The sequence below is a fragment of the Streptomyces sp. NPDC005752 genome, from assembly GCF_040630715.1.
GTDB lineage: Bacteria > Actinomycetota > Actinomycetes > Streptomycetales > Streptomycetaceae > Streptomyces.
The window spans coordinates 1-19,836 of the sequence record NZ_JBEXYB010000059.1 but is presented as its reverse complement, the minus strand read 5'-3'; the positions used below and the strand labels follow the sequence as shown (position 1 = coordinate 19,836).

At 69.9% G+C, this 19,836-nt stretch carries 22 protein-coding genes; 15 read left to right on the top strand and 7 right to left on the bottom strand.

Annotated elements, in window-relative coordinates; genetic code table 11:
* The first annotated feature begins 1 nt into the window (after position 1).
* Complete coding sequence (locus tag ABZ441_RS31975; protein ID WP_358980628.1) at positions 2-910, top strand: hypothetical protein; 909 nt, start codon at positions 2-4, stop codon at positions 908-910.
* 195 nt (positions 911-1,105) lie between these two features.
* Here the strand turns inward: ABZ441_RS31975 and ABZ441_RS31970 are convergent, their stop codons facing one another.
* Positions 1,106-1,780 (bottom strand): FadR/GntR family transcriptional regulator, encoded by a 675-nt coding sequence (locus ABZ441_RS31970; protein WP_358980626.1) that lies wholly within the window; start codon positions 1,778-1,780, stop codon positions 1,106-1,108.
* A 148-nt stretch (positions 1,781-1,928) separates the two neighbouring features.
* Between ABZ441_RS31970 and ABZ441_RS31965 the strand changes: the two genes are divergently transcribed.
* From ABZ441_RS31965 to ABZ441_RS31950, 4 genes are all read left to right on the top strand, one after another.
* Positions 1,929-3,188, top strand: coding sequence for an MFS transporter (locus ABZ441_RS31965; protein WP_358980624.1), 1,260 nt, complete (start codon positions 1,929-1,931; stop codon positions 3,186-3,188).
* 17 nt (positions 3,189-3,205) lie between these two features.
* Entirely contained in the window at positions 3,206-3,322 is a 117-nt protein-coding gene (locus tag ABZ441_RS31960; protein WP_086010434.1) for an SGM_5486 family transporter-associated protein, read from the top strand.
* 154 nt (positions 3,323-3,476) lie between these two features.
* Positions 3,477-3,677, top strand: a complete 201-nt coding sequence (locus ABZ441_RS31955) for a hypothetical protein (protein WP_358980621.1) — start codon at positions 3,477-3,479, stop codon at positions 3,675-3,677.
* 96 nt (positions 3,678-3,773) lie between these two features.
* The gene (locus ABZ441_RS31950; RefSeq protein WP_358980619.1) at positions 3,774-4,292 is read left to right on the top strand and encodes a histidine phosphatase family protein; all 519 of its coding nucleotides are present in this window, start codon (positions 3,774-3,776) and stop codon (positions 4,290-4,292) included.
* Between the two features lie 71 nt (positions 4,293-4,363).
* Here the strand turns inward: ABZ441_RS31950 and serB are convergent, their stop codons facing one another.
* Positions 4,364-5,611, bottom strand: coding sequence for a phosphoserine phosphatase SerB (gene serB / locus ABZ441_RS31945; protein ID WP_358980617.1), 1,248 nt, complete (start codon positions 5,609-5,611; stop codon positions 4,364-4,366).
* Positions 5,612-5,890: 279 nt separating this feature from the next.
* On the opposite strand from serB, the gene ABZ441_RS31940 reads away from it, so the two are divergent.
* Positions 5,891-8,470, top strand: coding sequence for an FHA domain-containing protein (locus ABZ441_RS31940; RefSeq protein ID WP_358980615.1), 2,580 nt, complete (start codon positions 5,891-5,893; stop codon positions 8,468-8,470).
* 139 nt (positions 8,471-8,609) lie between these two features.
* On the opposite strand, the gene ABZ441_RS31935 is transcribed toward ABZ441_RS31940, so the two are convergent.
* Positions 8,610-9,356: a transglycosylase SLT domain-containing protein gene (locus ABZ441_RS31935; RefSeq protein WP_358980613.1), complete on the bottom strand. Its 747-nt coding sequence runs from the start codon at positions 9,354-9,356 to the stop codon at positions 8,610-8,612.
* Positions 9,357-9,780: 424 nt separating this feature from the next.
* Between ABZ441_RS31935 and ABZ441_RS31930 the strand changes: the two genes are divergently transcribed.
* From ABZ441_RS31930 to ABZ441_RS31920, 3 genes are all read left to right on the top strand, one after another.
* Positions 9,781-10,926, top strand: coding sequence for a GAF domain-containing sensor histidine kinase (locus tag ABZ441_RS31930; protein ID WP_358980611.1), 1,146 nt, complete (start codon positions 9,781-9,783; stop codon positions 10,924-10,926).
* Positions 10,919-11,563 carry a response regulator transcription factor gene (locus ABZ441_RS31925; RefSeq protein ID WP_358980609.1) on the top strand — a complete coding sequence of 215 codons (645 nt, stop codon included), beginning with the start codon at positions 10,919-10,921 and terminating at the stop codon, positions 11,561-11,563. The genes ABZ441_RS31930 and ABZ441_RS31925 overlap by 8 nt, the downstream gene beginning before the upstream one ends.
* Positions 11,564-11,710: 147 nt before the next feature.
* Positions 11,711-11,962: a chaplin family protein gene (locus ABZ441_RS31920; RefSeq protein ID WP_205019375.1), complete on the top strand. Its 252-nt coding sequence runs from the start codon at positions 11,711-11,713 to the stop codon at positions 11,960-11,962.
* A gap of 150 nt (positions 11,963-12,112) precedes the next feature.
* Here ABZ441_RS31920 and ABZ441_RS31915 read toward each other — a convergent pair whose 3' ends face one another.
* Complete coding sequence (locus tag ABZ441_RS31915; protein WP_358980606.1) at positions 12,113-12,892, bottom strand: hypothetical protein; 780 nt, start codon at positions 12,890-12,892, stop codon at positions 12,113-12,115.
* Between the two features lie 120 nt (positions 12,893-13,012).
* Between ABZ441_RS31915 and ABZ441_RS31910 the strand changes: the two genes are divergently transcribed.
* From ABZ441_RS31910 to ABZ441_RS31895, 4 genes are all read left to right on the top strand, one after another.
* A complete protein-coding gene (locus ABZ441_RS31910) occupies positions 13,013-13,813 on the top strand; it encodes an ABC transporter ATP-binding protein (protein WP_031099933.1) in 801 nt (266 codons plus the stop codon).
* A 65-nt stretch (positions 13,814-13,878) separates the two neighbouring features.
* Positions 13,879-14,307: an NfeD family protein gene (locus ABZ441_RS31905; protein ID WP_358980604.1), complete on the top strand. Its 429-nt coding sequence runs from the start codon at positions 13,879-13,881 to the stop codon at positions 14,305-14,307.
* A gap of 137 nt (positions 14,308-14,444) precedes the next feature.
* Positions 14,445-15,374 carry an SPFH domain-containing protein gene (locus ABZ441_RS31900; RefSeq protein WP_358980602.1) on the top strand — a complete coding sequence of 310 codons (930 nt, stop codon included), beginning with the start codon at positions 14,445-14,447 and terminating at the stop codon, positions 15,372-15,374.
* A 78-nt stretch (positions 15,375-15,452) separates the two neighbouring features.
* A complete protein-coding gene (locus ABZ441_RS31895) occupies positions 15,453-16,226 on the top strand; it encodes a sulfite exporter TauE/SafE family protein (protein ID WP_358980600.1) in 774 nt (257 codons plus the stop codon).
* Positions 16,227-16,307: 81 nt separating this feature from the next.
* Here ABZ441_RS31895 and ABZ441_RS31890 read toward each other — a convergent pair whose 3' ends face one another.
* The 3 genes from ABZ441_RS31890 to ABZ441_RS31880 form a co-directional block, all read right to left on the bottom strand.
* The gene (locus ABZ441_RS31890) at positions 16,308-16,814 is read right to left on the bottom strand and encodes an HNH endonuclease (protein ID WP_031099942.1); all 507 of its coding nucleotides are present in this window, start codon (positions 16,812-16,814) and stop codon (positions 16,308-16,310) included.
* Positions 16,815-16,955: 141 nt separating this feature from the next.
* Complete coding sequence (locus tag ABZ441_RS31885; RefSeq protein ID WP_358980597.1) at positions 16,956-17,489, bottom strand: YbhB/YbcL family Raf kinase inhibitor-like protein; 534 nt, start codon at positions 17,487-17,489, stop codon at positions 16,956-16,958.
* A gap of 55 nt (positions 17,490-17,544) precedes the next feature.
* Positions 17,545-18,327 carry a sporulation protein gene (locus tag ABZ441_RS31880; RefSeq protein WP_205019368.1) on the bottom strand — a complete coding sequence of 261 codons (783 nt, stop codon included), beginning with the start codon at positions 18,325-18,327 and terminating at the stop codon, positions 17,545-17,547.
* Positions 18,328-18,411: 84 nt separating this feature from the next.
* On the opposite strand from ABZ441_RS31880, the gene ABZ441_RS31875 reads away from it, so the two are divergent.
* Both ABZ441_RS31875 and ABZ441_RS31870 read left to right on the top strand, forming a co-directional pair.
* Positions 18,412-18,561, top strand: a complete 150-nt coding sequence (locus tag ABZ441_RS31875) for a hypothetical protein (protein WP_358980595.1) — start codon at positions 18,412-18,414, stop codon at positions 18,559-18,561.
* Positions 18,558-19,169 (top strand): DNA-3-methyladenine glycosylase, encoded by a 612-nt coding sequence (locus tag ABZ441_RS31870; protein ID WP_358980593.1) that lies wholly within the window; start codon positions 18,558-18,560, stop codon positions 19,167-19,169. The genes ABZ441_RS31875 and ABZ441_RS31870 overlap by 4 nt, the downstream gene beginning before the upstream one ends.
* Positions 19,170-19,836 lie beyond the last annotated feature (667 nt).

Here is a 19,836-nt window from a genome sequence, read left to right as displayed (position 1 = left end):
CATGCTCACGCGTAGATCCCTCGTCCGATCCGCCCGGGTCCTCTGCATCGGTACCGCGGCCACGCTCATCCCCATCGCCCTGGCTCCCGCCGCCTCGGCCGCGACGCTGCCCGTGGCGTGCAGCGAGACCGCCCTGCGGAACGCGATCAACACGGCCAACGGCACTCCCGTCAGCGACACGCTCAACCTGGCGCCGGGCTGCACGTACCGGCTGAACACCGAACTGCCCGCCATCACCACGCCGATCGTCATCAACGGCAACAGCGACACCATCACCCGCCAGTCGGGGACGTTCCGCATCCTCACCGTGAACGGCGGCGCTCTGACCCTCCGGGCGGCCATCCTCAGCAACGGCGACGCCACGGGCAGCTCGGTCGCGAGCGGTGCCGGCGGTGCCGTCGTCGTCACCGGCAACGGCAGCCTCAACCTCAACGCCGGCGTCATCCGGAACAACCACGCCAACTACGGCGGTGGCGTCAGCGTGTTCAGCGGCTCCCGGGCCCAGATCAACGCGAGCGTCTTCACGGGCAACAGCGCCACTCAGAACGGCGGGGGCATCGTCAGTGACAGCACGGTGACCGTCAACGCCTCGCAGTTCAGGGGCAACACGGCAGGCAGCGCCGGCGGCGGCATCGCCAACATCGGAACGCTGACGGTCGGCGCCAGCAACATCGTGAACAACACCGCGCCGGACGGTGGCGGCGGTCTTGCCAACGGAGTGCCCACCGCCAGTGGCGGCACCTCCACGGTGACGGCCAGCAACATCAGCAACAACTCGTCCAGCGGTGCGAACCCCGGCGGCATCTACAACAACGACGGTACGGTGAACCTGCGCGCCAGCCGGGTCGCCGCCAACACGCCGAACAACTGCCTCAACAGCCCGAGCCCGGTCCCCGGCTGCGTCGGCTGATCCTCGTACCCTCCCACCGGCCGTCGCGCGGTGCACCGCGCGAGCCTCCGCGGGTTCACGACTCGCCATGGCGTCGGGTGCCCGAGCCTCCTTCCGCGGTGCGGCAGAGGCACCCGACCCCACTCCCCGCTCACGTCTCGAGACAATGGCCGCGACCGCGCGCACCCGTGCGCTCCGCGGCTCCGGCCGGCCTGCTCAGACCCGCTCCCGCAGGCAGTTCAGCGCGTGGGCGGCCGCCTCGGAGGCTGCCGTCTCCGCGTCGCCCTCCCGGATCGCCTCTACGAGCCGTGCGTGGTCCATGAGCTCCTCGGGCCCCAGCTCCGGGCCCACGTCGTCGCGCAGACAGTCCCGGAGCAGATCGTTCAGGTCGGCGTAGAGCTCGGTCAGTACGTCGTTGTGCGAGGCGGCGACCACGGCGAGGTGCAGGGTCGCGTCCGCGGCCACGAACGCCTCCGCGTCCCCGGACACCCACACCGCCTCGCGCCGCGCCATCAGCGAGTCCAGCTGCCGCAGGTCCCGGTCCGTCCGCCGCAGGGCGGCGAGACGGGCGGCGGAGGACTCGAGCGTGGAGCGCAGCTCGGCGACGTGCCGGGGGTCGGCGTCCGCGAACCGGCGCTGCATCACCCCGGCCAGCTCGCTGGTCGCCACCACATAGGTGCCGGAGCCCTGACGGATGTCCAGCAGTCCGTTGTGCGCCAGGGCGCGCACCGCCTCGCGCACCGTGTTGCGGGCGACCCCGAGCTGCTCGACGAGCTCGGGCTCGGTGGGGATCCGTGAGCCCACGGGCCACTCGCCCGAGGTGATCTGGTTCCTCAGCTGGGCAATCACCTGGTCGGCGAGAGCCGAACGCCGCGTGGACGTCAGCGCCATGGTGCTCCTTGCTCGTGTTCCGGAAAGGGTGGTCCGGTTCCGGAAAGGGTGGTCCAGGAGGTGCGTGCCCGTCGGACGTCACCCCGATCATCTCAGGGTGAGAGCACGACTGGACAGTAAAACATCCCATGATTCTATGATGGGCCTCATGCGTCACGACGAGACCCCGACCCTGAGCCCTCCCGCCGCCGGCACCCCGACGCCCGAGAGGCCCGCGCCCGGACCTTCTCCCTGGGTGCTTCGGATCGTCACCGTCGGCCTGGTTCTCGCCGCGCTCAACCTCCGCCCCGCCATCACCAGCCTCGGCCCCCTCCTCGAAGAGGTCCGGGACGGACTGCACATGAGCGGCAGCGTCGCCGGTGTCCTCACCTCCGTGCCGCCGCTCTGCTTCGCACTGTTCGGCTTCACGGCGCCCCGGCTGGCCCGCCGCTTCGGTCCCACAGCCGTGGTCTGCGCGGGGATGGCGGCCATCGCCGTCGGCCTGCTGCTGCGCCCCTTCCTGGGCGGTACCGCCGGGTTCCTCGCCGCCAGTGCCCTTGCTCTGATGGGCATCGCGGTCAGCAACGTCCTGATGCCCGTCATCGTCAAGCGCTGGTTCCCCGACCGGGTCGGCACCGTCACAGGCCTCTACTCGATGGCCCTGGCCCTCGGCACCGCCCTGGCCGCCGCCCTCACCGTGCCGCTGACGGACGCCCTGGGCGGCAGCTGGCGTACCGGGCTGGCTGTCTGGGCCGCCCTGGCCGCGGTCGCGATCCTGCCCTGGATACCGTTCCTCAAGGACCGCCGCGGCACGGCCGGGCAGTCCGCGGGAGCTCCCGCCGCACCCGCGCTCCGCATCACCCGGAGCCGCACGTCCTGGGCGCTCGCGTGCTTCTTCGGGCTCCAGGCCACGGCCGCGTACATCACGATGGGCTGGATGCCGCAGATCTTCCGCGACGCGGGGCTGTCGGCCGGCACCGCCGGTGTCCTGCTCGCCGTGACCATGGCCATGGGCGTCCCCCTCGCCTTCGTCATCCCCCGGATCGCCTCCCGGCTGCGGACGCAAGGGCCGATCGTCCTCGTCCTCAGCGGATGCGGTCTCCTCGGCTACGCGGGTCTCTACCTGGCCCCCGCCGGCGGCGCCTGGCTCTGGGCACTGCTCCTGGGGATCGCCAACTGCGCCTTCCCGCTCGCCCTCACCATGATCGGGATGCGCTCACGGACGGGCGCCGGAGTCGTGAGGCTCTCCGCCTTCGCGCAGTCCACCGGCTACCTGCTCTCGATCCCCGGCCCGCTGCTGGTCGGCGTGCTCTACCAGCACAGCGGCGGCTGGGGCCTTCCTCTCACCCTGATGGCGTGCCTCCTCGTGCCCCAGACGCTCGCGGGAATACTCGCGGGGCGGGACCGGACGATCGAGGACGAGTGCTGAGATGCGAGACTGTGCGCATGCCAGTGCTCGATCCGAATCCTCAGAACGGCCAGAAGAAGCTCCTCCTCGTGTTTGGGACGATGCTCCTCATCTCCGTGGTCATCGGCGTGATCGCCACGATCGCCTCACCCTGACCTCCTGCCCCCCGACCCTCCGCGAGGGTGGGGCCTGCCCCCCTGTCCCCTAGGGGGCCAGGTTCAGGGTCGAGTGGGTGGGCCGCCGGATGGGACCGCCGCCGAACGGCCCGTAGGTTCTGGGTGACACAGCCGAGGACCCACGGAGGCGGACATGTCGGCCCGTACGCGCACCCGGACCCACCACTCCGGCACCGTCGACGTCCGGCTGCCGTGGTGGGCCGTGGCGCTCCCCGCCGTGGCCTTCGCCGCGCTCTTCCTGCTGATCGTCGAACCCGGCCAGGCGCACGCGGCGGCGGGCGACCCCGCGATCGGGCGGCTCCTCGAGCGCGTCCTGGGGCTGCTGCCCGCCTGACCGGCCCCGCACACCCCGGCGTCCGTCACGCGCCCCGGCATACGAGCACGTCAACACCCTGCGCCCGGAGGCGCAATTCGTGCGAAGCTGAGATGTATGAGCGCCGATACACCTCGCAGGATCGTCCTTCTCAGGCACGCAAAGGCGGAATGGTCGCAGCAGTCGGACCACGAGCGGCCACTGGCGGAACGGGGCAGAAAGGACGCCCCCGTCGCCGGCCGCAGGCTGGCCGACTCGGGAACCGCCTTCGACCTGGCTCTGTGCTCGACCGCCACCAGAACCCGTGAGACCTGGAAGCTGGCGGTCCACGAGTTCGCGCAGCGCCCCAGGACCGTGTACGAGGAGAGGCTGTACGAGGCCTCCCTCGGCGAGCTGATCGCCCTGTTCGACGAGACCCCCGACGACGTACGGAATCTGCTCGTCATCGGCCACAACCCCGGCATGCACGGTGCCGCGGACGCCCTCTCCGGCGGAGCCGAGGGCGACGCCCTCGCCCGCATGACCAGGGACGGCTTCCCGACCGCGGCCTACGCCGTCGTCGAGTTCACCGGCCCCTGGAAGAGCCTGGAGCACGGCGCGGGCAAGCTGGTCGAATACTGGACGCCCAACGACTGAGCCACGACGTGGGAAGGGGCGCCGGCACACCATGTGTGCCGGCGCCCCTTCCCACGTACGGACCGGGCCGGTCAGTCCACCAGACCGTCGGCGGCCTCGACCTCTTCGCGGGTGATCCCGAGCAGATACAGCACGGTGTCCAGGAACGGGACGTTCACGGCGGTGTGGGCGGCCTCGCGGACGACCGGCTTGGCGTTGAAGGCGACACCGAGTCCCGCCGTGTTCAGCATGTCCAGATCGTTCGCGCCGTCGCCGATCGCCACCGTCTGTGACAGCGGCACCCCCGCCTGCTCCGCGAAGCTGCGCAGCAGCCGGGCCTTGCCGGCCCTGTCCACGATGTCGCCCACGACCCGGCCGGTGAGCCTGCCGTCGACGACCTCCAGCGTGTTGGCGGAGGCGAAGTCGAGCCCGAGGCGCTCCTTGAGGTCGTCCGTGACCTGGGTGAAGCCCCCCGAGACCACACCCACTTGGTAGCCGAGCCGCTTCAGCGTCCGGATCAGGGTGCGGGCACCGGGGGTCAGCCGTACCTCTGCCCGCACCTTCTCCACCACCGACACGTCCAGCCCGGCCAGCAGCGCGACGCGCGCGTGCAGGGACTGCTCGAAGTCGAGCTCACCGCGCATCGCCTGCTCGGTCACGGCTGCGACCTCGGACTCGCAGCCCGCGTGGGCCGCGAAGAGCTCGATGACCTCGTCCTGGATGAGCGTCGAGTCCACGTCCATCACGACCAGCCGCTGCGCCCGGCGGCTCAGCCCGGCCGACATGACGGCGATGTCGACGCCGATTTCCGCGGCCTCCGTCGCCAGCGCGGTCCGCAACTCCTCCGTCCCGGTGCCGGACACCGCGAACTCGACCGCGGTGACGGGGTACTTGGCCAGGCGGAAGATCCGGTCGATGTTGCCGCCGGTGGAGGTGATCCTGGCCGCTATGACCGCCGTGGACTCCGCGGTGAGCGGGTGCCCCAGTACGGTCACGTGGGAACGGCCGTAGCCGCGCGGACGGTTGTCGCCCGTGCCCGAGATGATCTCGGCCTGCAGCTTCAGCGACTCCGCCCAGCTGTGCACGGTCGCCCTGAGGTCACCCTCGGTCGTCCCGCCTGGGTCCGGCGAGGTCACCAGGGCACACAGGACGATGCGGCCACGGGTGACCACCTGTTCGATGTCCACGACGTCGACGGCGTAGGCGGCCAGGGTGTCGAAGAGGCCGGCGGTGATACCCGGCCGGTCCTTCCCGAAGATCTTGACGAGAAGAGTGGGGGCGTCCGTGCCGCGAGGAGACCCGGGGGACTCAGGAGACCGAGGTGGCTGAGGTGCGCTCATGGTGGTCCCACCGTATAGGGCCGCGGGGCGAGCTCCGAAGCCGTCCCGAGTGGCGGACGGCAGGCGACCGCCCGCCGGTGAGGACGCGGCCGCGGTGGACCGGTGCCCCGGTTGGGATGCTCGGGACCCATTTCTCCCGGCTCGGCACAGGGGATGCCGGGCCTCCGCGCCCTCTTCACACCGCCCGGCTTTCCGTTACGGGACCGCTCCTGGAATAGTTCCCCACGATGTTCAGCATCCCTAGGCTCCCTGCGACGGGGGCGGCTCGGGGGACAACTAGTGGGGCGCGGAGTGCCGGAACTCGTACTGGAATTGAATGGCAGGACCTGGGCGCTCGATCCGTCCAGGCCGTACACCCTCGGACGTGATCCGCAGGGCGACCTGATGATCGACGACGCAAGAGTGTCGTGGCGGCATGCCACGATCAGCTGGAACGGCCGCGGCTGGTCCATCGAGGACCACGGAAGCACGAACGGCACCTACATCCAGGGCCGGCGCATCCAGCAGTCGGAGATCGGTCCGGGGACCTCGGTCCACCTGGGCAACGCCACCGACGGGCCGAGGGTGACCCTCACAGCCCCGGCGGGCGCCGGAGTGCAGGGCGGGCAGCCGGCGGGAGTGCAGAAGGCTCCCGCGCCCCCGGTGCAGCATGCGCAGCAGGCCGCCCCGGTGCAGCAGCCGCAGCAGCACGGCGCCGCGGGCTGGCCCGGCGGTCCCGGGCAGCAGCAGGCGGCCTGGCAGCAGGCACCTCAGGCGCAGCAGGCTCCGGTCCCGCACCAGCAGGGCCACGCGGGCCCGCCCGGAGCGGGCGGGCACGGCGGTGCGGCCGGGGCGCCGCCGGTCTACGGGGACCGCAGCCCCACCACCTTCCACCAGCTGGACCTCGGCCGGGTCATGCGCATCGGCCGCGCGCTGGAGAACGAGCTGGTCGTCTCCGACCTCCAGGTCTCGCGCCTGCACGCCGAGTTCCGGGCGACGCCCGACGGCCGCTTCGAGATCCGTGACCTCGGGTCGCACAACGGCACGTACGTCAACGGTCAGCCTCTCAACAGGTCCGGCACCGCGCTCCTCGGCGCGAACGACATCGTCGGTGTCGGGCACTCGACGTTCCGGCTGGTCGGGGACCGGCTCGAGGAGTTCGTCGACACCGGCGAGGTCTCCTTCTCGGCCCGCCATCTCACGGTGACGGTCGACGGCGGCAAGGACATCCTCAAGGACGTCTCGTTCGGCGTCCCGGAGAAGTCGCTGATCGCCGTCATCGGCCCCTCGGGCTCGGGCAAGTCCACCCTGCTCAAGGCGCTGACCGGCTACCGGCCCGCCAACCAGGGCGACGTCCTCTACGACAACCGGAACCTGTACAAGCAGTTCGCCGAGCTGCGGCAGCGCATCGGCCTGGTCCCGCAGGACGACATCCTGCACAAGGAACTCACGGTCACCAGGGCTCTGCGGTACGCGGCCAAGCTGCGCTTCCCCGCCGACACCACCGAGACCGAGCGCACCGCCCGGATCCACGAGGTCCTCGCCGAGCTCAAACTCGACATCCACAAGGACAAGAAGATCACCTCGCTCTCCGGCGGCCAGCGCAAGCGCGTCTCGGTCGCCCTGGAGCTGCTGACCAAGCCGTCGCTGATCTTCCTGGACGAGCCGACCTCGGGCCTCGACCCGGGCATGGACCGCGACGTCATGCAGCTGCTGCGCGGCCTCGCCGACGACGGCCGTACGGTCCTCGTGGTCACGCACTCCGTGGCCGAGCTGGCCATCTGCGACAAGCTCCTGGTGATGGCGCCCGGTGGATCCGTCGCCTACTTCGGCCCTCCCGAGGAGGCGCTGAACTTCTTCGGCTACACGAGCTGGGCCGACGTCTTCTCCGCGTTCGAGAACTACCGCGAGTACGACTGGGCGGGCCGCTGGCGCGGCTCGCAGCACTACCAGATGTACGCCGCGGACATCGACGCCGTCGCCCCGCAGTCCGTACACATGCCCCCGCCGCAGCAGATGCGCCCGCCGAAGCCCTCGGGCTGGGCGGCCCAGCTGTGGACGCTGATGCGCCGGTACGTCTCGGTGATCGCGTCCGACAAGGGGTTCCTGCTCCTGATGGTGCTCCTGCCGGCCGTTCTCGGTGTCGTCAGCGTGGTCATCCCGGCGGAGTTCGGCCTGGCGGAACCAGAGCCGCCCTCCCGGTTCAACGGCAAGGCCGGAACCATCATGCTGATCCTGGCGGTCGGCATGTGCTTCGCGGCCGCCGCCAACTCCGTACGAGAACTCATCAAGGAGCGGGTGATCTACGAGCGGGAACGGGCCACCGGCCTCTCCCGTTCCGCCTATCTGCTGTCCAAGGTGATCGTCCTCGGCGTGATCACCGCCTTCCAGGGCGTGATCATCTGCGGGATCGGCTTCTCCACCCGTGAGCTGCCGGAGGAGGGCCTGTTCATGCCCCCCGCCGTGGAGATCTGCCTGTCGATCATCGTGCTGGGCTTCACCTCGATGATGTTCGGCCTGCTGATCTCCGCGCTGGTGAAGACCGCCGAGAAGACCATGCCGCTGCTCGTGATGTTCGCGATCGTCCAGGTCGTCTTCACCGGCGTGCTCTTCCAGGTCTACGGATCACCGGGCCTGGAGCAGTTCGCCTGGCTGATGCCGTCGCGCTGGGCGGTCGCCGCGGCGGGCACCACGCTGGACCTCGCCCACCTCATGCCGCCGTGGGACCCCGAGAAGCCGACCGACCTCGACCCGCTCTGGGAGCACACGGCCGGTCAGTGGGGGATCAACATCACGGTGATGCTCGTGATGAGCGCCGTTCTCTTCTTCGCGGTCTCGCGGATGCTGCGCCGCCACGAGCCCGAGGTCATGCGCAAGTAGCGCGGGTCCGTTCCGGCCGGTCCCGAGAACGCCCGAGGGCGGCAACCCCGTGGGGTGCCGCCCTTCGGCATGTGCCGGCCGGTCACGCGACGCTGCGGACCGGCAGGTCAGCTCTGCCAGGCCATGCTCGGTGCGTGGCTCAGTACGCGCTGTCGACGTTGTCGATGGAGCCGTACTTGTCCGCCGCGTAGTTGGCGGCCGCGGTGATGTTGGCGACCGGGTCGTACTGGTCGTGCTTGGTGCCCTTGACGTGGTAGAAGTCGAACGTCGGCTTGATGACCTGCAGCAGGCCCTTCGACGGGACACCGTTGATCGCGTTGACGTCCCAGTTGTTGATGGCACGGGGGTCACCGCTGGACTCGCGGATGATGTTGCGGTGCAGACCCTCGTACGTGCCGGGGATGTCCTTCTTGTTCATGATCGCGAGAGCCTCACGGATCCAGCCGTCCAGGTTGTCGGCGTAGACCGGCTTGCGGTCGGCCGCGCGGCCGGCCTTCTTGGCGGAACGCTTCTTCGCGTCGGCCTTCGCCTTCGCGGCGGCCTTGCTCTTGGCCTCGGCGACGGCCTTGGCCTTCGCCTCGGCCTTGGCGGCGGCCTTCTTCTTGGCGTCGGCCTCCTTGGCCTTGGCCGCGTCGGCGGCCTTCACCAGCTGCTGGGCCGTGGAGTTCTGCTCTATGCCCTGGGCCTTGAGGCCCTTCGCCTGCGAGCCGGTGTAGGCGACCGGCGCGGCGGCCGAGGCGGCCTGCGGCTCGGTCGTGGCCGAGGCGTCGTCGGGGACGAGCGAGAAGGCGAGAGCGGCGGCGGCCAGGGTGGAGACCCCCGCGACGGAGAGCTTCTGCGCCTTGTTGAGGCGACGGCTACGGCTGGAGATGCGGGACACGGACATACAGTCGTACCTCTTCGAATAGCAGGGGTCCTCGGCGAGGACGCGGACGGAAGAGCCGGAGGCATCTCCGTCGGGGACAGATGCAATTCTTAGCGTCGGCAAAATGGCCTGGCAAAGGTGTGACGTACGAAGCCGAGTAGTTGCAGGGGGTCTGCTTCCTTCCCTCTTGTCCGGTTTGAACCTTGGCAACTTGCCCGTTTTGGGAAAACTATCCTTCTTCGTAAGTGACGTGGGTCCTATGCCTGGGCTCACACGGGGACCCCCCACTACTCACAAAAAGTTGCTACTGCGATGCGGAGCGTAAGGGGCTTTCCGGGCGGCGGGCCCGAGATGGCAAGGACGGGAGGCCCTAGGTCCGAGGCCCCGCCCGGAGGCGGTCCGCAGCCCGATACGGCGGCGGTACCCCCGCCGGTACGGTGAGCGCATGAGTCATCGCCCACCGACGGGCCTAGCCGCTGTCAGCGCCGCACTTCTCGCCATGAGCCGGCACCTGGAGGTAGGGGACGTCCTCAAGACGATCGTCGCCTCCGCCCGGGAGCTGCTCGACGCCGAGTACGCCGCACTCGGAGTGCCGGACGACCACGGAGGCTTCGCCCAGTTCGTCGTCGACGGGGTCAGCGACGAGCAGTGGAAGGCCATCGGCCCGCTGCCCCGCCAGCACGGCATTCTCGCGGCGATGCTCCACGAGGCGAAGCCCCAGCGGCTCGCCGATGTCCGCGAGGACCCCCGCTTCGAGGGATGGCCCGACGCCCACCCCGACATGTCCGACTTCCTCGGCCTGCCCGTCCAGGACGGCGAGGAGACGATCGGCGCGCTCTTCCTCGCCAACAAGCGCTGCCCCAGGCCCTCGGGGGGCTGCGGTTTCACGGAGGAGGACGAGGAACTGCTCGGGATCCTCGCCCAGCACGCGGCCATCGCACTCACCAACGCCCGGCTCTACGAACGCAGCCGTGAGCTCACGATCGCCGAGGAGCGCTCACGGCTCGCCCACGAGCTGCACGACGCCGTCAGCCAGAAGCTCTTCTCGCTCCGGCTCACCGCACAGGCCGCCGCAGCCCTGGTCGACCGCGACCCCGCACGCGCCAAGGGCGAGCTCCAGCAGGTCGCCACCCTGGCCGGGGAAGCCGTGGACGAGCTTCGCGCTGCCGTCGTCGAGCTGCGTCCCGCCGGCCTCGACGAGGACGGACTGGTCGCCACCCTCCGTACCCAGATCCAGGTCCTGGACCGGGCCCACGGTGCCCGGGTCACCTTCGAGAGCACCGGGGTGCGCGCGCTGCCCGCCGCCCAGGAGGAGGCCATGCTCCGGGTCGCGCAGGAAGCCCTGCACAACGCCCTGCGCCACTCGGACGCCGGACAGGTCACCGTCACCCTCGCCCGGCGCACCTCCGCCACCGTGCTGCGGATCGCCGACGACGGCCGCGGCTTCGACACCCACGCCGTCCGGGATGCGGGGCGTCATCTGGGCCTCGTCTCCATGCGGCACCGGGCCGGCGACGTCGGTGGCCGGCTGACCGTCGACTCGGAGCCCGGCAAGGGAACCACGATCCGGATGGAGATCCCCTGTGGCTGACAAGATCATCAAGGTGCTGCTGGTCGACGACCACCAGGTGGTCCGCCGGGGGCTGCGCACGTTCCTCGAGGTCCAGGACGACATAGAGGTCGTCGGCGAGGCGTCGGACGGGGCCGAAGGCGTCGCCAGGACGGAGGAGCTGCGGCCCGACGTGGTCCTGATGGACATCAAGATGCCGGGCACCGACGGGATCGAGGCGCTGCGCAGGCTCAGAGAGCTGGAGAACCCCGCCAGGGTGCTGATCGTCACCAGCTTCACCGAGCAGCGCACGGTCGTGCCCGCCCTGCGGGCGGGAGCCTCGGGCTACGTGTACAAGGACGTCGACCCGGACGCCCTGGCCGGCGCCATCCGCTCGGTCCACGCCGGCCACGTCCTGCTCCAGCCGGAGGTCGCCGACGCCCTGCTGGCCCGGGACGACACGGGCAACGGCACGGGGCGGGGGAGCACTCTGACCGACCGCGAGCGGGAGGTGCTCGGACTGATCGCCGACGGCCGCTCCAACCGGGAGATCGCCCGGGCGCTGGTCCTGTCGGAGAAGACAGTGAAGACCCACGTCTCGAACATCCTGATGAAACTCGATCTCTCCGACCGGACTCAGGCCGCGCTGTGGGCGGTCAGGCACGGAGCGGCGGGCTGAGCGCCGCCGGACAGGCGGATGGTTCCACTTCGGGCCCGGATTCATACTGTCGGGTGTTCGTCACCCGTACGGCGCACCCTCGCGGGCGTGACGGCGTTCTCCATGTGCTGCGGCGATCGGCCGCAGCGACGCGAGGAGGATCCCGAAGTGAAGAACCTGAAGAAGGCCGCAGCCGTCACCATGATCGCGGGCGGGCTCATCGCCGCCGGTGCCGGAGCCGCCTCGGCCACGGGCCACGGCGGCGCCGGTGCGCACGGCCAGGCCGTGGGCTCCCCGGGCGTCGTCTCGGGCAACCTCGTCCAGGTTCCCGTGAGCGTCCCGGTGAACGTGGTCGGCAACACGGTCAACGTGGTGGGCCTGCTCAACCCCGCCTTCGGCAACCTCGGCCTGAACGGCTGACCGACGCCTCGCACCCGGCTCCGGGGAAGGCCCGGGCCGAGCCCTCCCCGCGGACCGGGACTCGTGACGACGACGGCGCAGGCCCGCCCTCCCGCACGGAGCGCCGCTGTCCGTATACGGAGAGCGGCTCCGGCCCGTCCCCGTACGTGCTCACCGCCCACGCTCTTCGACGTACGCGTTGTACGCCGCGACCTGCGCCCGCCTGGCCACCCGCTCCACCGGCCGCAGCGCCTCGCTCCGGGCCGCGATCTCGGAGGCACTCACCGCGCCGCCGTGCCCGTTCTCATGGGCCACCGACACCAGCAGCCCCACGCGCTGCGCCAGCTCCAGCACCCGGACGGCCCGCGGTGGATAGCCCGGAGCCAGCACCTCGCGGCCCCTTTCCGCCCGCGCCCGGTAGGCGTCCACCGCGGCATCGGCGACAGGACCGGAGCCGGCGACGTCGAGCCGGGACAGCACCGCCGTGGCGTCCCGCAGCGCCTCGGCGAGCTCCCGCTCGGCCTCACCCAGCGACGGCACATCGGCGGGCGGCGCCTCCCGCACGGGCAGACAGCGCCAGGTCACCTCGACGTGGAGATCCCCCTCGGGCCCCACCTCGGTCACGTCCGGGACGAGCCCGTACGGGGCCCCGGACGTGATTACCGCCTCCTCCGCCTCCAGCGCCCGTGCGTTGAAGTCCGGCGGCCCACTGAGCCCCAGCGGATGACCGGGCACCGGCAGCGCGACCCGGAAACCCGTCGCACCCAGTCCCCTCAGCCGGCCGAGTGCCAGCGTGAGCCCGACGGGCCCCGCCTCACCCGGCAGGCCCGCGACGCGGTGCACCGCGTCGTCGTCGACGATCGCGAGCGCCGCGGCGTCCGGTGAGACAAGTCCGGCCAACAGTGCGTTTCCCCATGCGGCAAGCCGCCCTGAGCGTGGTTCCGAAAGCATGGGAACAGCCTAGGGAACAGCCCCAGGGCCTGAGCACTCCCCGGGTGGCGTAGGTTTTCCCTGGGAGCTGTGCCCGCAGGCACGCGACGATCTCGACACTGTATGGGGAGACAACGCGCCATGAGCGATGTACTGGAGCTGGTGGACGTATCCGTGGTCCGCGACGGACGCGCTCTGGTGGACGACGTCTCCTGGTCGGTCAAGGAGGGGGAGCGCTGGGTCATCCTCGGGCCGAACGGCGCGGGCAAGACCACTCTCCTGAACATCGCCTCCAGCTACCTCTTCCCCAGCACCGGCACGGCCAAGATCCTCGGCGAGCGCCTCGGCGGGGTCGGCACCGACGTCTTCGAGCTCCGTCCCCGCATCGGCATCGCCGGGGTGGCCATGGCCGAAAAGCTCCCCAAGCGCCAGACCGTGCTGCAGACGGTGCTCACCGCCGCGTACGGCATGACCGCGACCTGGCACGAGGACTACGAAGCCGTCGACGAGGAGCGGGCCCGCGCCTTCCTCGACCGCCTCGGCATGACGGGTTTCCTCGACCGTAAGTTCGGCACGCTCTCCGAGGGTGAGCGCAAGCGCACCCTCATCGCCCGCGCCATGATGACCGACCCCGAGCTGCTCCTCCTCGACGAGCCGGCGGCCGGGCTCGACCTCGGAGGACGCGAGGACCTGGTCCGCCGCCTCGGCAGGCTGGCCCGCGACCCGTACGCGCCCTCCATGGTCATGGTCACCCACCATGTCGAGGAGATCGCCCCCGGCTTCACCCACGTCCTGATGATCCGGCAGGGCAAGGTGCTCGCCGCAGGCCCCATGGAGACCGAGCTCAGCTCCCGCAACCTCTCCCTCTGCTTCGGGCTGCCGCTCGTCGTCGAGCACCACGGAGACCGCTACACCGCCCGCGGACTGCCCCTCGGCCAGTAGGCGCACCACGGCCAACCTCATCGGCACCCTGTCGGGAACGGCACCCGCGGTCCTACGATGAACAGGTGGACATCGACGCGTGGGTGTGGTGGCTGATCGGCGCGGTGGGACTGGGCATCCCCCTCGTCCTGACCGCGATGCCCGAATTCGGGATGTTCGCCGTCGGAGCGGTGGCCGCGGCTGTCGTCGCCGCCCTCGGCGGTGGCATCGTCGCCCAAGTCCTGGTCTTCGTCCTCGTGTCGGTGGCCCTGATCGCGGTCGTCCGCCCGATCGCGGCCAGACACCGCGCGAGCCAGTCGCCGCACGCCACCGGCATCGACGCTCTGAAGGGCCGTCAGGCCGTCGTCCTGGAGCAGGTGTCCGGCAGCGGAGGGCGCATCAAGCTCGCCGGCGAGATCTGGTCGGCACGTTCCCTCGACGGCGACCAGGTCTTCGAGCCCGGCCGGCAGGTGGACGTCGTCGACATCGACGGTGCAACGGCCGTCGTCATGTGAGCGAACCGGTCACACGGCAGGCAACAGTCTGCCAAACTCGAAGTCGATCATCATGAGACCGCAACCGTCATAAAAGATGCGACCGTTCGACCTCGATCACCGCGATCCGTCGGCAACCGAAGGGCACGAGGCACACGATGCAACCGATCATCATCGTCCTGATCATTCTGGTGGTGCTCGTCTTCATCGCCCTGATCAAGACGATCCAGGTCATCCCGCAGGCCAGTGCCGCCATCGTGGAGCGCTTCGGCCGCTACACCCGCACGCTCAACGCCGGACTGAACATCGTCGTCCCGTTCATCGACTCGATCCGCAACCGGATCGACCTCCGCGAACAGGTCGTCCCCTTCCCGCCGCAGCCGGTGATCACCCAGGACAACCTCGTCGTCAACATCGACACGGTCATCTACTACCAGGTGACGGACGCCCGCGCCGCCACGTACGAAGTCGCCAGCTACATCCAGGCGATCGAGCAGCTCACCGTCACCACGCTCCGCAACATCATCGGCGGCATGGACCTGGAACGGACCCTCACCTCCCGCGAGGAGATCAACGCCGCGCTCCGCGGAGTCCTCGACGAGGCCACCGGCAAGTGGGGCATCCGCGTCAACCGCGTCGAGCTCAAGGCCATCGAACCGCCCACCTCCATCCAGGACTCGATGGAGAAGCAGATGCGCGCCGACCGCGACAAGCGCGCAGCCATCCTCACCGCCGAAGGCATCCGGCAGTCCGCGATCCTCACGGCCGAGGGCGAGAAGCAGTCCGCCATCCTGCGCGCCGAGGGTGAGGCCAAGGCATCAGCCCTGCGCGCAGAGGGTGAAGCCCAGGCCATCCGAACGGTCTTCGAGTCCATCCACGCCGGAGACCCGGACCAGAAGCTCCTCTCGTACCAGTACCTCCAGATGCTCCCCAAGATCGCGGAGGGTGACGCCAACAAGCTCTGGATCGTGCCCAGCGAGATCGGCGACGCGCTCAAGGGCCTCAGCGGCGCCTTCGGCAACCTCGGCGGCGGCGTCCCCGGCTTCAACACCGGTACGGAGCGCAGGGAGCAGCCCCCGGTCGAGTGACCGGGAAACACCTTCGTGCATGATCAGTGAGGCCCCTCGACCTTCATGGCGGGGAGGCATCACTGACCATCGAAGGAGATGGCCTTGTCCATCTGGGAAATGCTCGCCGTCTTCGCGGCCGGGACCGCCGCCGGGACGATCAACACCATCGTCGGATCCGGCACGCTGATCACTTTTCCGGTACTGCTCGCCACCGGTCTGCCACCGGTCACCGCGACCGTGTCCAACGCTCTCGGGCTGATCCCGGGCTCGATCAGCGGCGCGATCGGCTACCGCGCGGAACTCGCCGGCCAGCGCCGCCGGATACTGAAGCTGAGCGTCGGCGCCCTGATCGGCGGTCTCACCGGGGCCACCCTGCTGCTGGCCCTTCCCTCCACGGCGTTCGAGACGATCGTCCCCGTGCTGGTGGCTCTCGCACTCGTCCTGGTCATCCTGCAGCCCCGCATCAGCCGGGCGGTCCAGCGCCGCCGCGACCGCAGCGGCACCCCCGCCCGCTCCGACGGCGGGCCCCTCCTCTTCACCGGCCTGATGCTGGCCAGCGTCTACGGCGGCTACTTCACGGCGGCCCAGGGCATCATCTACCTCTCCCTGATGGGCATGCTGCTCGATGACACGATGCAGCGCCTCAACGCCGTCAAGAACGTCCTCGCCGCCGTCGTCAACAGCGTCGCCGCGCTCTTCTTCCTCTTCGTCGCGGACTTCGACTGGACGGCCGTCGTGCTCATCGCGGTGGGTTCCGCGATCGGCGGCCAGATCGGAGCCAAGGTCGGCCGACGGCTCAGCCCGCGCTTCCTGCGCGCGCTGATCGTCGTCGTCGGCACCGCGGCCATCGTTCAACTGGTGCTGCGCTGACGGAGACGAGCCCGCCCCTTCGGCACTTCCCGGCAGAGGGGGACGGGCTGCTCGTACGGCCGTCCGGGGCCTACGAGGCGATCACGCCGCCGAGCGTGCCAGCCACTCCGGCAGAGCCGACCGGTCGCCGGCACCCAGCGCGAGCAGCATGGCGTCCGCCGGGGACGGCACGAACGGCTGACGCAGCAGCGGCATACCCGCCTGCTCAGGCGTCCGGGCAGCTTTGCGGTGATTGTCCTCGGCACACGAGGCCACGGTGTTCAGCCAGGTGTCCTGTCCCCCCTGGGCGCGCGGCACCACATGGTCCACGGTGCTCGCCCGCCGACCGCAGTACGCGCACCGGTGCTGGTCCCGTATGAGCACGCCCCTCCTGGACCACGGAGCGTGTCTTCGGAACGGCACCCGCACGTACCGGCAGAGCCTGATCACCCGGGGCACCGGAATGTCCACGGCGGCACCGCGCATCCGCAGCCCGGGATGCGACTGCTCGACGACGGCCTTGTCCTGCAGGATCAGGACCACCGCACGGTTGAGAGTCACTGTCGACAGCGGCTCGAAGCTCGCGTTGAGTACAAGTGTGTCCCGCATCCCGCCCACCTCCCGTGTGCCGCCCGTCTGTCGGCGGGCCCGGAACAACTCTGTCCGGGCGGACCGTGAGGGACAACGCAATAAAAAGTGCCCTGCCCTGATCTCTCCAAGACCAGGGCAGGGCAAACGGGAGGCGAACATTCAGCTTGTGGGGGCGGTGTACTCCCCGATCAGCTGCGCGCGGCCCAGCGTGTGGAACCGGAGATTGAATCCGACCACGGCGGGTGATGCGTCGCTGTCCGGCCCGAGCTTCTCGGTGTCCACCGCGTACACGGTGAAGACATAGCGGTGGTTCTCACCGGAGGGAGGCGCGGCTCCGCCGAACTCCTTCGCGCCGTAGTCGTTGCGGGCCTGGGCGGCTCCCTCGGGCAGCCCCTCGAACGTCCCGCTGCCCGCACCGGCCGGGAGCTCCGTCACGGACGCGGGGATGTCGAACAGCACCCAGTGCCAGAACCCGCTGCCCGTCGGCGCGTCCGGGTCGAAGCACGTCACCGCGAAGCTCTTCGTCCCGGCGGGGAAGCCCTCCCACCGCAGGTGCGGCGAGGTGTTGCCCGCCGCGAACACCTGGGCGTCCGCCAGCACGGCGCCCGGTGCGAGGTCCGTGCTCACCACGGTGAACGGGGGGACCTCCGGATGGAAGTCGTGCGGCAGCGGCGCCCTCTTCGGCTCGGTCACGTCAGCACCTCTCCTGATCGGCTCTGCGATGTCTTCCCACCGACCCTAGGGGTTGTCAGAGCCAGTTGCGCTGGCCACCGACCTGGGCGAGCCACTGGTTGAGGTACGCGGACCAGTCCGTGCCCTGGTAGTCGTTCAGACCCACCTTGAACGCACGGTAGGAGTCGCTGCCCTCGCTGAAGAGTCCCGGCTTCTTGTCCATCTCCAGGACGACGTCCATCTCGCGGTCGTCCGCGACGAACGTCAGTTCCACCTGGTTCAGCCCCCGGTACTGCTGCGGCGGGAAGAACTCGATCTCCTGGTAGAAGGGCAGACGCTGGCGGGTGCCGCGGATGTGGCCGCGCTCCATGTCCGCGCTGCGGAAGCCGAAGCCCAGCTGCCCGAATGCGTCCAGGATGGCCTGCTGAGCCGGCAGCGGGTGCACGTTGATCGGGTCCAGATCACCCGAGTCGAGGGCGCGGGCGATCTCCAGCTCCGTCGTCACCCCGATGTTCATGCCGCGCAGGTGCTGCCCGGCGAACATGGTGATCGGCGTCTCCCAGGGAATCTCCAGGCCGAACGGCACGACGTGGACCGCGCCCGCCTTCACCTCGAAGGCGCCGCCGAGGCGCAGCTTGGTGAACTCGATGTCCTGCTTGGTCTCCTGGTCGGTGCCCTCGACCTCGACCCGGGCCTGCAGGCCCACCGAGAGGCCTTCGATCTGCTGGTCCACGGATCCGCCCTGGATCCGCACCTCGCCCTGGACGACCCCCCCGGGGACGACGTTGAGTTCGGTGAGTTCGGTCTCGACCGAAGCACCGCCGGCACCCATGCTCGCGAGCAGCCGCTTGAAACCCATGATTTCCTCCTTGGTCCTTCCCCTACATACGCGCCCTGACCGTAGCCGGTTCCCGTCGCGCCGAGCCCAGTACCCTCGGACGCCATGAACGAGGGCATGAACCGCACACCGGTCCCGCGGGACTTCTTCGACAGGACCGTCCTGGACGCGGCACCCGAAATCCGCGGGATGTCCGGCCGGCCGGCGCACCGTCACGGCCGCTTCACGAACGGAATGCCGAGCGGGGCAGCATGAACGTCATGGATCTCGCGCGTCCCGCCGAAGAGGTCGCCCCCAAGCTGCTCGGCGCCGTCCTCACCCACGAGACCCCCGAGGGAACCGTGAGCATCAGCGTCACGGAGACCGAGGCGTACGCCGGTACGGCCGATCCCGCCTCCCACGCCTATCGGGGCAGGACACCCCGAAACGCCGTCATGTTCGGACCCGCGGGCCACCTGTACGTCTACCGGTCCCACGGTCTCCACTGGTGTGCCAACGTCGTCACCGGAACGGACGGTGTCGCTTCGGCCGTCCTCATCCGGGCGGGCAGGGTCGTCGAAGGGGAAGACCTGGCACGCAAGCGGCGAGGGACGAAGGTCGAGACACCGCGCCTCGCGCGCGGTCCGGGCAACTTCTGCCAGGCACTCGGCATCACGTCGGAGCACAACGGCACAGCCTTGCTGACGGGCGCCTCGGTCGTGCTGTCCGAGGGCGAGCCGGTACCCGGCGCGCTCATCCGGGTCGGCCCTCGGGTGGGCGTGAGCAGAGCCCACGACTGGCAGCACCGTTTCCACCTCGCCGGGGATCCAACGGTCTCGGCGTACCGACTGAGCCCGAGAGCCAAGCACTCCGGGGGAGCCTGAGCCGCAGTGCGCCTTGGTCCCGGCTCGCCCGCGAGCCTGCGCGGTACCGAGTTCGGGGGCGTGGGCCGGCTTGCTGCCAAACGTCGACTTTCGGCCCGGCATGGCAGAGAACCGGCCAGAACGCCGACGCGCCTGGCTACTGCCCCACTGTCGACCGGACGATGGAAGGAGCTGACATGGCAGCAGGCAGACAGGGCGACCGTCCTTCCAACCGGGCTCCCCGCACCACTCGACCAGGCACGCGGCGGTCGGCGGGACGGACGTCGGCTGCGACGGCCCCTCCAGCCCTGGCGCTTTCGGATCGACGGCGAAGTCACGGTCAGGGCGAACGGGCCCATGACCCCGCCACCACGCCACTTGACTCGCCCCTGCTGTTTCCCTAATGTAGTCCGAGCCGCTTGAACAGATGCAGTGTTCCTGGCGCGGTCCATCGGACCGGGTCGACGCATCGTGAGAGGGCCAACCACTACCTACGATTCACCCCTGGCGGGTGCAATTTCGGCATGCCGAAATTTGCCCGATCGGCTCGATTATGAGCCATCGAGGAAATCGGCTAACGTAGTGAACACGCCGAAAGGGAAGCGCGAAAGCGAAGAACTGGAAAGCGAAAAAGCAGGAACCCGCTTCGGCCGGGAATCGGACACGAAAGAGTCTGATAGAGTCGGAA

What these genes read in the sequence shown, in the direction of transcription:
- ABZ441_RS31975 (WP_358980628.1), top strand. Translation starts at nt 2, where the DNA reads ATGCTCACGCGTAGATCCCTCGTCCGATCCGCCCGGGTCCTCTGCATC.
- ABZ441_RS31930 (WP_358980611.1), top strand. Translation starts at nt 9,781, where the DNA reads ATGAGTCATCGCCCACCGACGGGCCTAGCCGCTGTCAGCGCCGCACTT.
- ABZ441_RS31895 (WP_358980600.1), top strand. Translation starts at nt 15,453, where the DNA reads ATGGCCTTGTCCATCTGGGAAATGCTCGCCGTCTTCGCGGCCGGGACC.
- serB (WP_358980617.1), bottom strand. Translation starts at nt 5,611, where the DNA reads ATGAGCGCACCTCAGCCACCTCGGTCTCCTGAGTCCCCCGGGTCTCCT.
- ABZ441_RS31965 (WP_358980624.1), top strand. Translation starts at nt 1,929, where the DNA reads ATGCGTCACGACGAGACCCCGACCCTGAGCCCTCCCGCCGCCGGCACC.
- ABZ441_RS31955 (WP_358980621.1), top strand. Translation starts at nt 3,477, where the DNA reads ATGTCGGCCCGTACGCGCACCCGGACCCACCACTCCGGCACCGTCGAC.
- ABZ441_RS31870 (WP_358980593.1), top strand. Translation starts at nt 18,558, where the DNA reads ATGAACGTCATGGATCTCGCGCGTCCCGCCGAAGAGGTCGCCCCCAAG.
- ABZ441_RS31970 (WP_358980626.1), bottom strand. Translation starts at nt 1,780, where the DNA reads ATGGCGCTGACGTCCACGCGGCGTTCGGCTCTCGCCGACCAGGTGATT.
- ABZ441_RS31890 (WP_031099942.1), bottom strand. Translation starts at nt 16,814, where the DNA reads ATGCGGGACACACTTGTACTCAACGCGAGCTTCGAGCCGCTGTCGACA.
- ABZ441_RS31875 (WP_358980595.1), top strand. Translation starts at nt 18,412, where the DNA reads ATGAACGAGGGCATGAACCGCACACCGGTCCCGCGGGACTTCTTCGAC.
- ABZ441_RS31935 (WP_358980613.1), bottom strand. Translation starts at nt 9,356, where the DNA reads ATGTCCGTGTCCCGCATCTCCAGCCGTAGCCGTCGCCTCAACAAGGCG.
- ABZ441_RS31915 (WP_358980606.1), bottom strand. Translation starts at nt 12,892, where the DNA reads ATGCTTTCGGAACCACGCTCAGGGCGGCTTGCCGCATGGGGAAACGCA.
- ABZ441_RS31960 (WP_086010434.1), top strand. Translation starts at nt 3,206, where the DNA reads ATGCCAGTGCTCGATCCGAATCCTCAGAACGGCCAGAAGAAGCTCCTC.
- ABZ441_RS31900 (WP_358980602.1), top strand. Translation starts at nt 14,445, where the DNA reads ATGCAACCGATCATCATCGTCCTGATCATTCTGGTGGTGCTCGTCTTC.
- ABZ441_RS31910 (WP_031099933.1), top strand. Translation starts at nt 13,013, where the DNA reads ATGAGCGATGTACTGGAGCTGGTGGACGTATCCGTGGTCCGCGACGGA.
- ABZ441_RS31880 (WP_205019368.1), bottom strand. Translation starts at nt 18,327, where the DNA reads ATGGGTTTCAAGCGGCTGCTCGCGAGCATGGGTGCCGGCGGTGCTTCG.
- ABZ441_RS31950 (WP_358980619.1), top strand. Translation starts at nt 3,774, where the DNA reads ATGAGCGCCGATACACCTCGCAGGATCGTCCTTCTCAGGCACGCAAAG.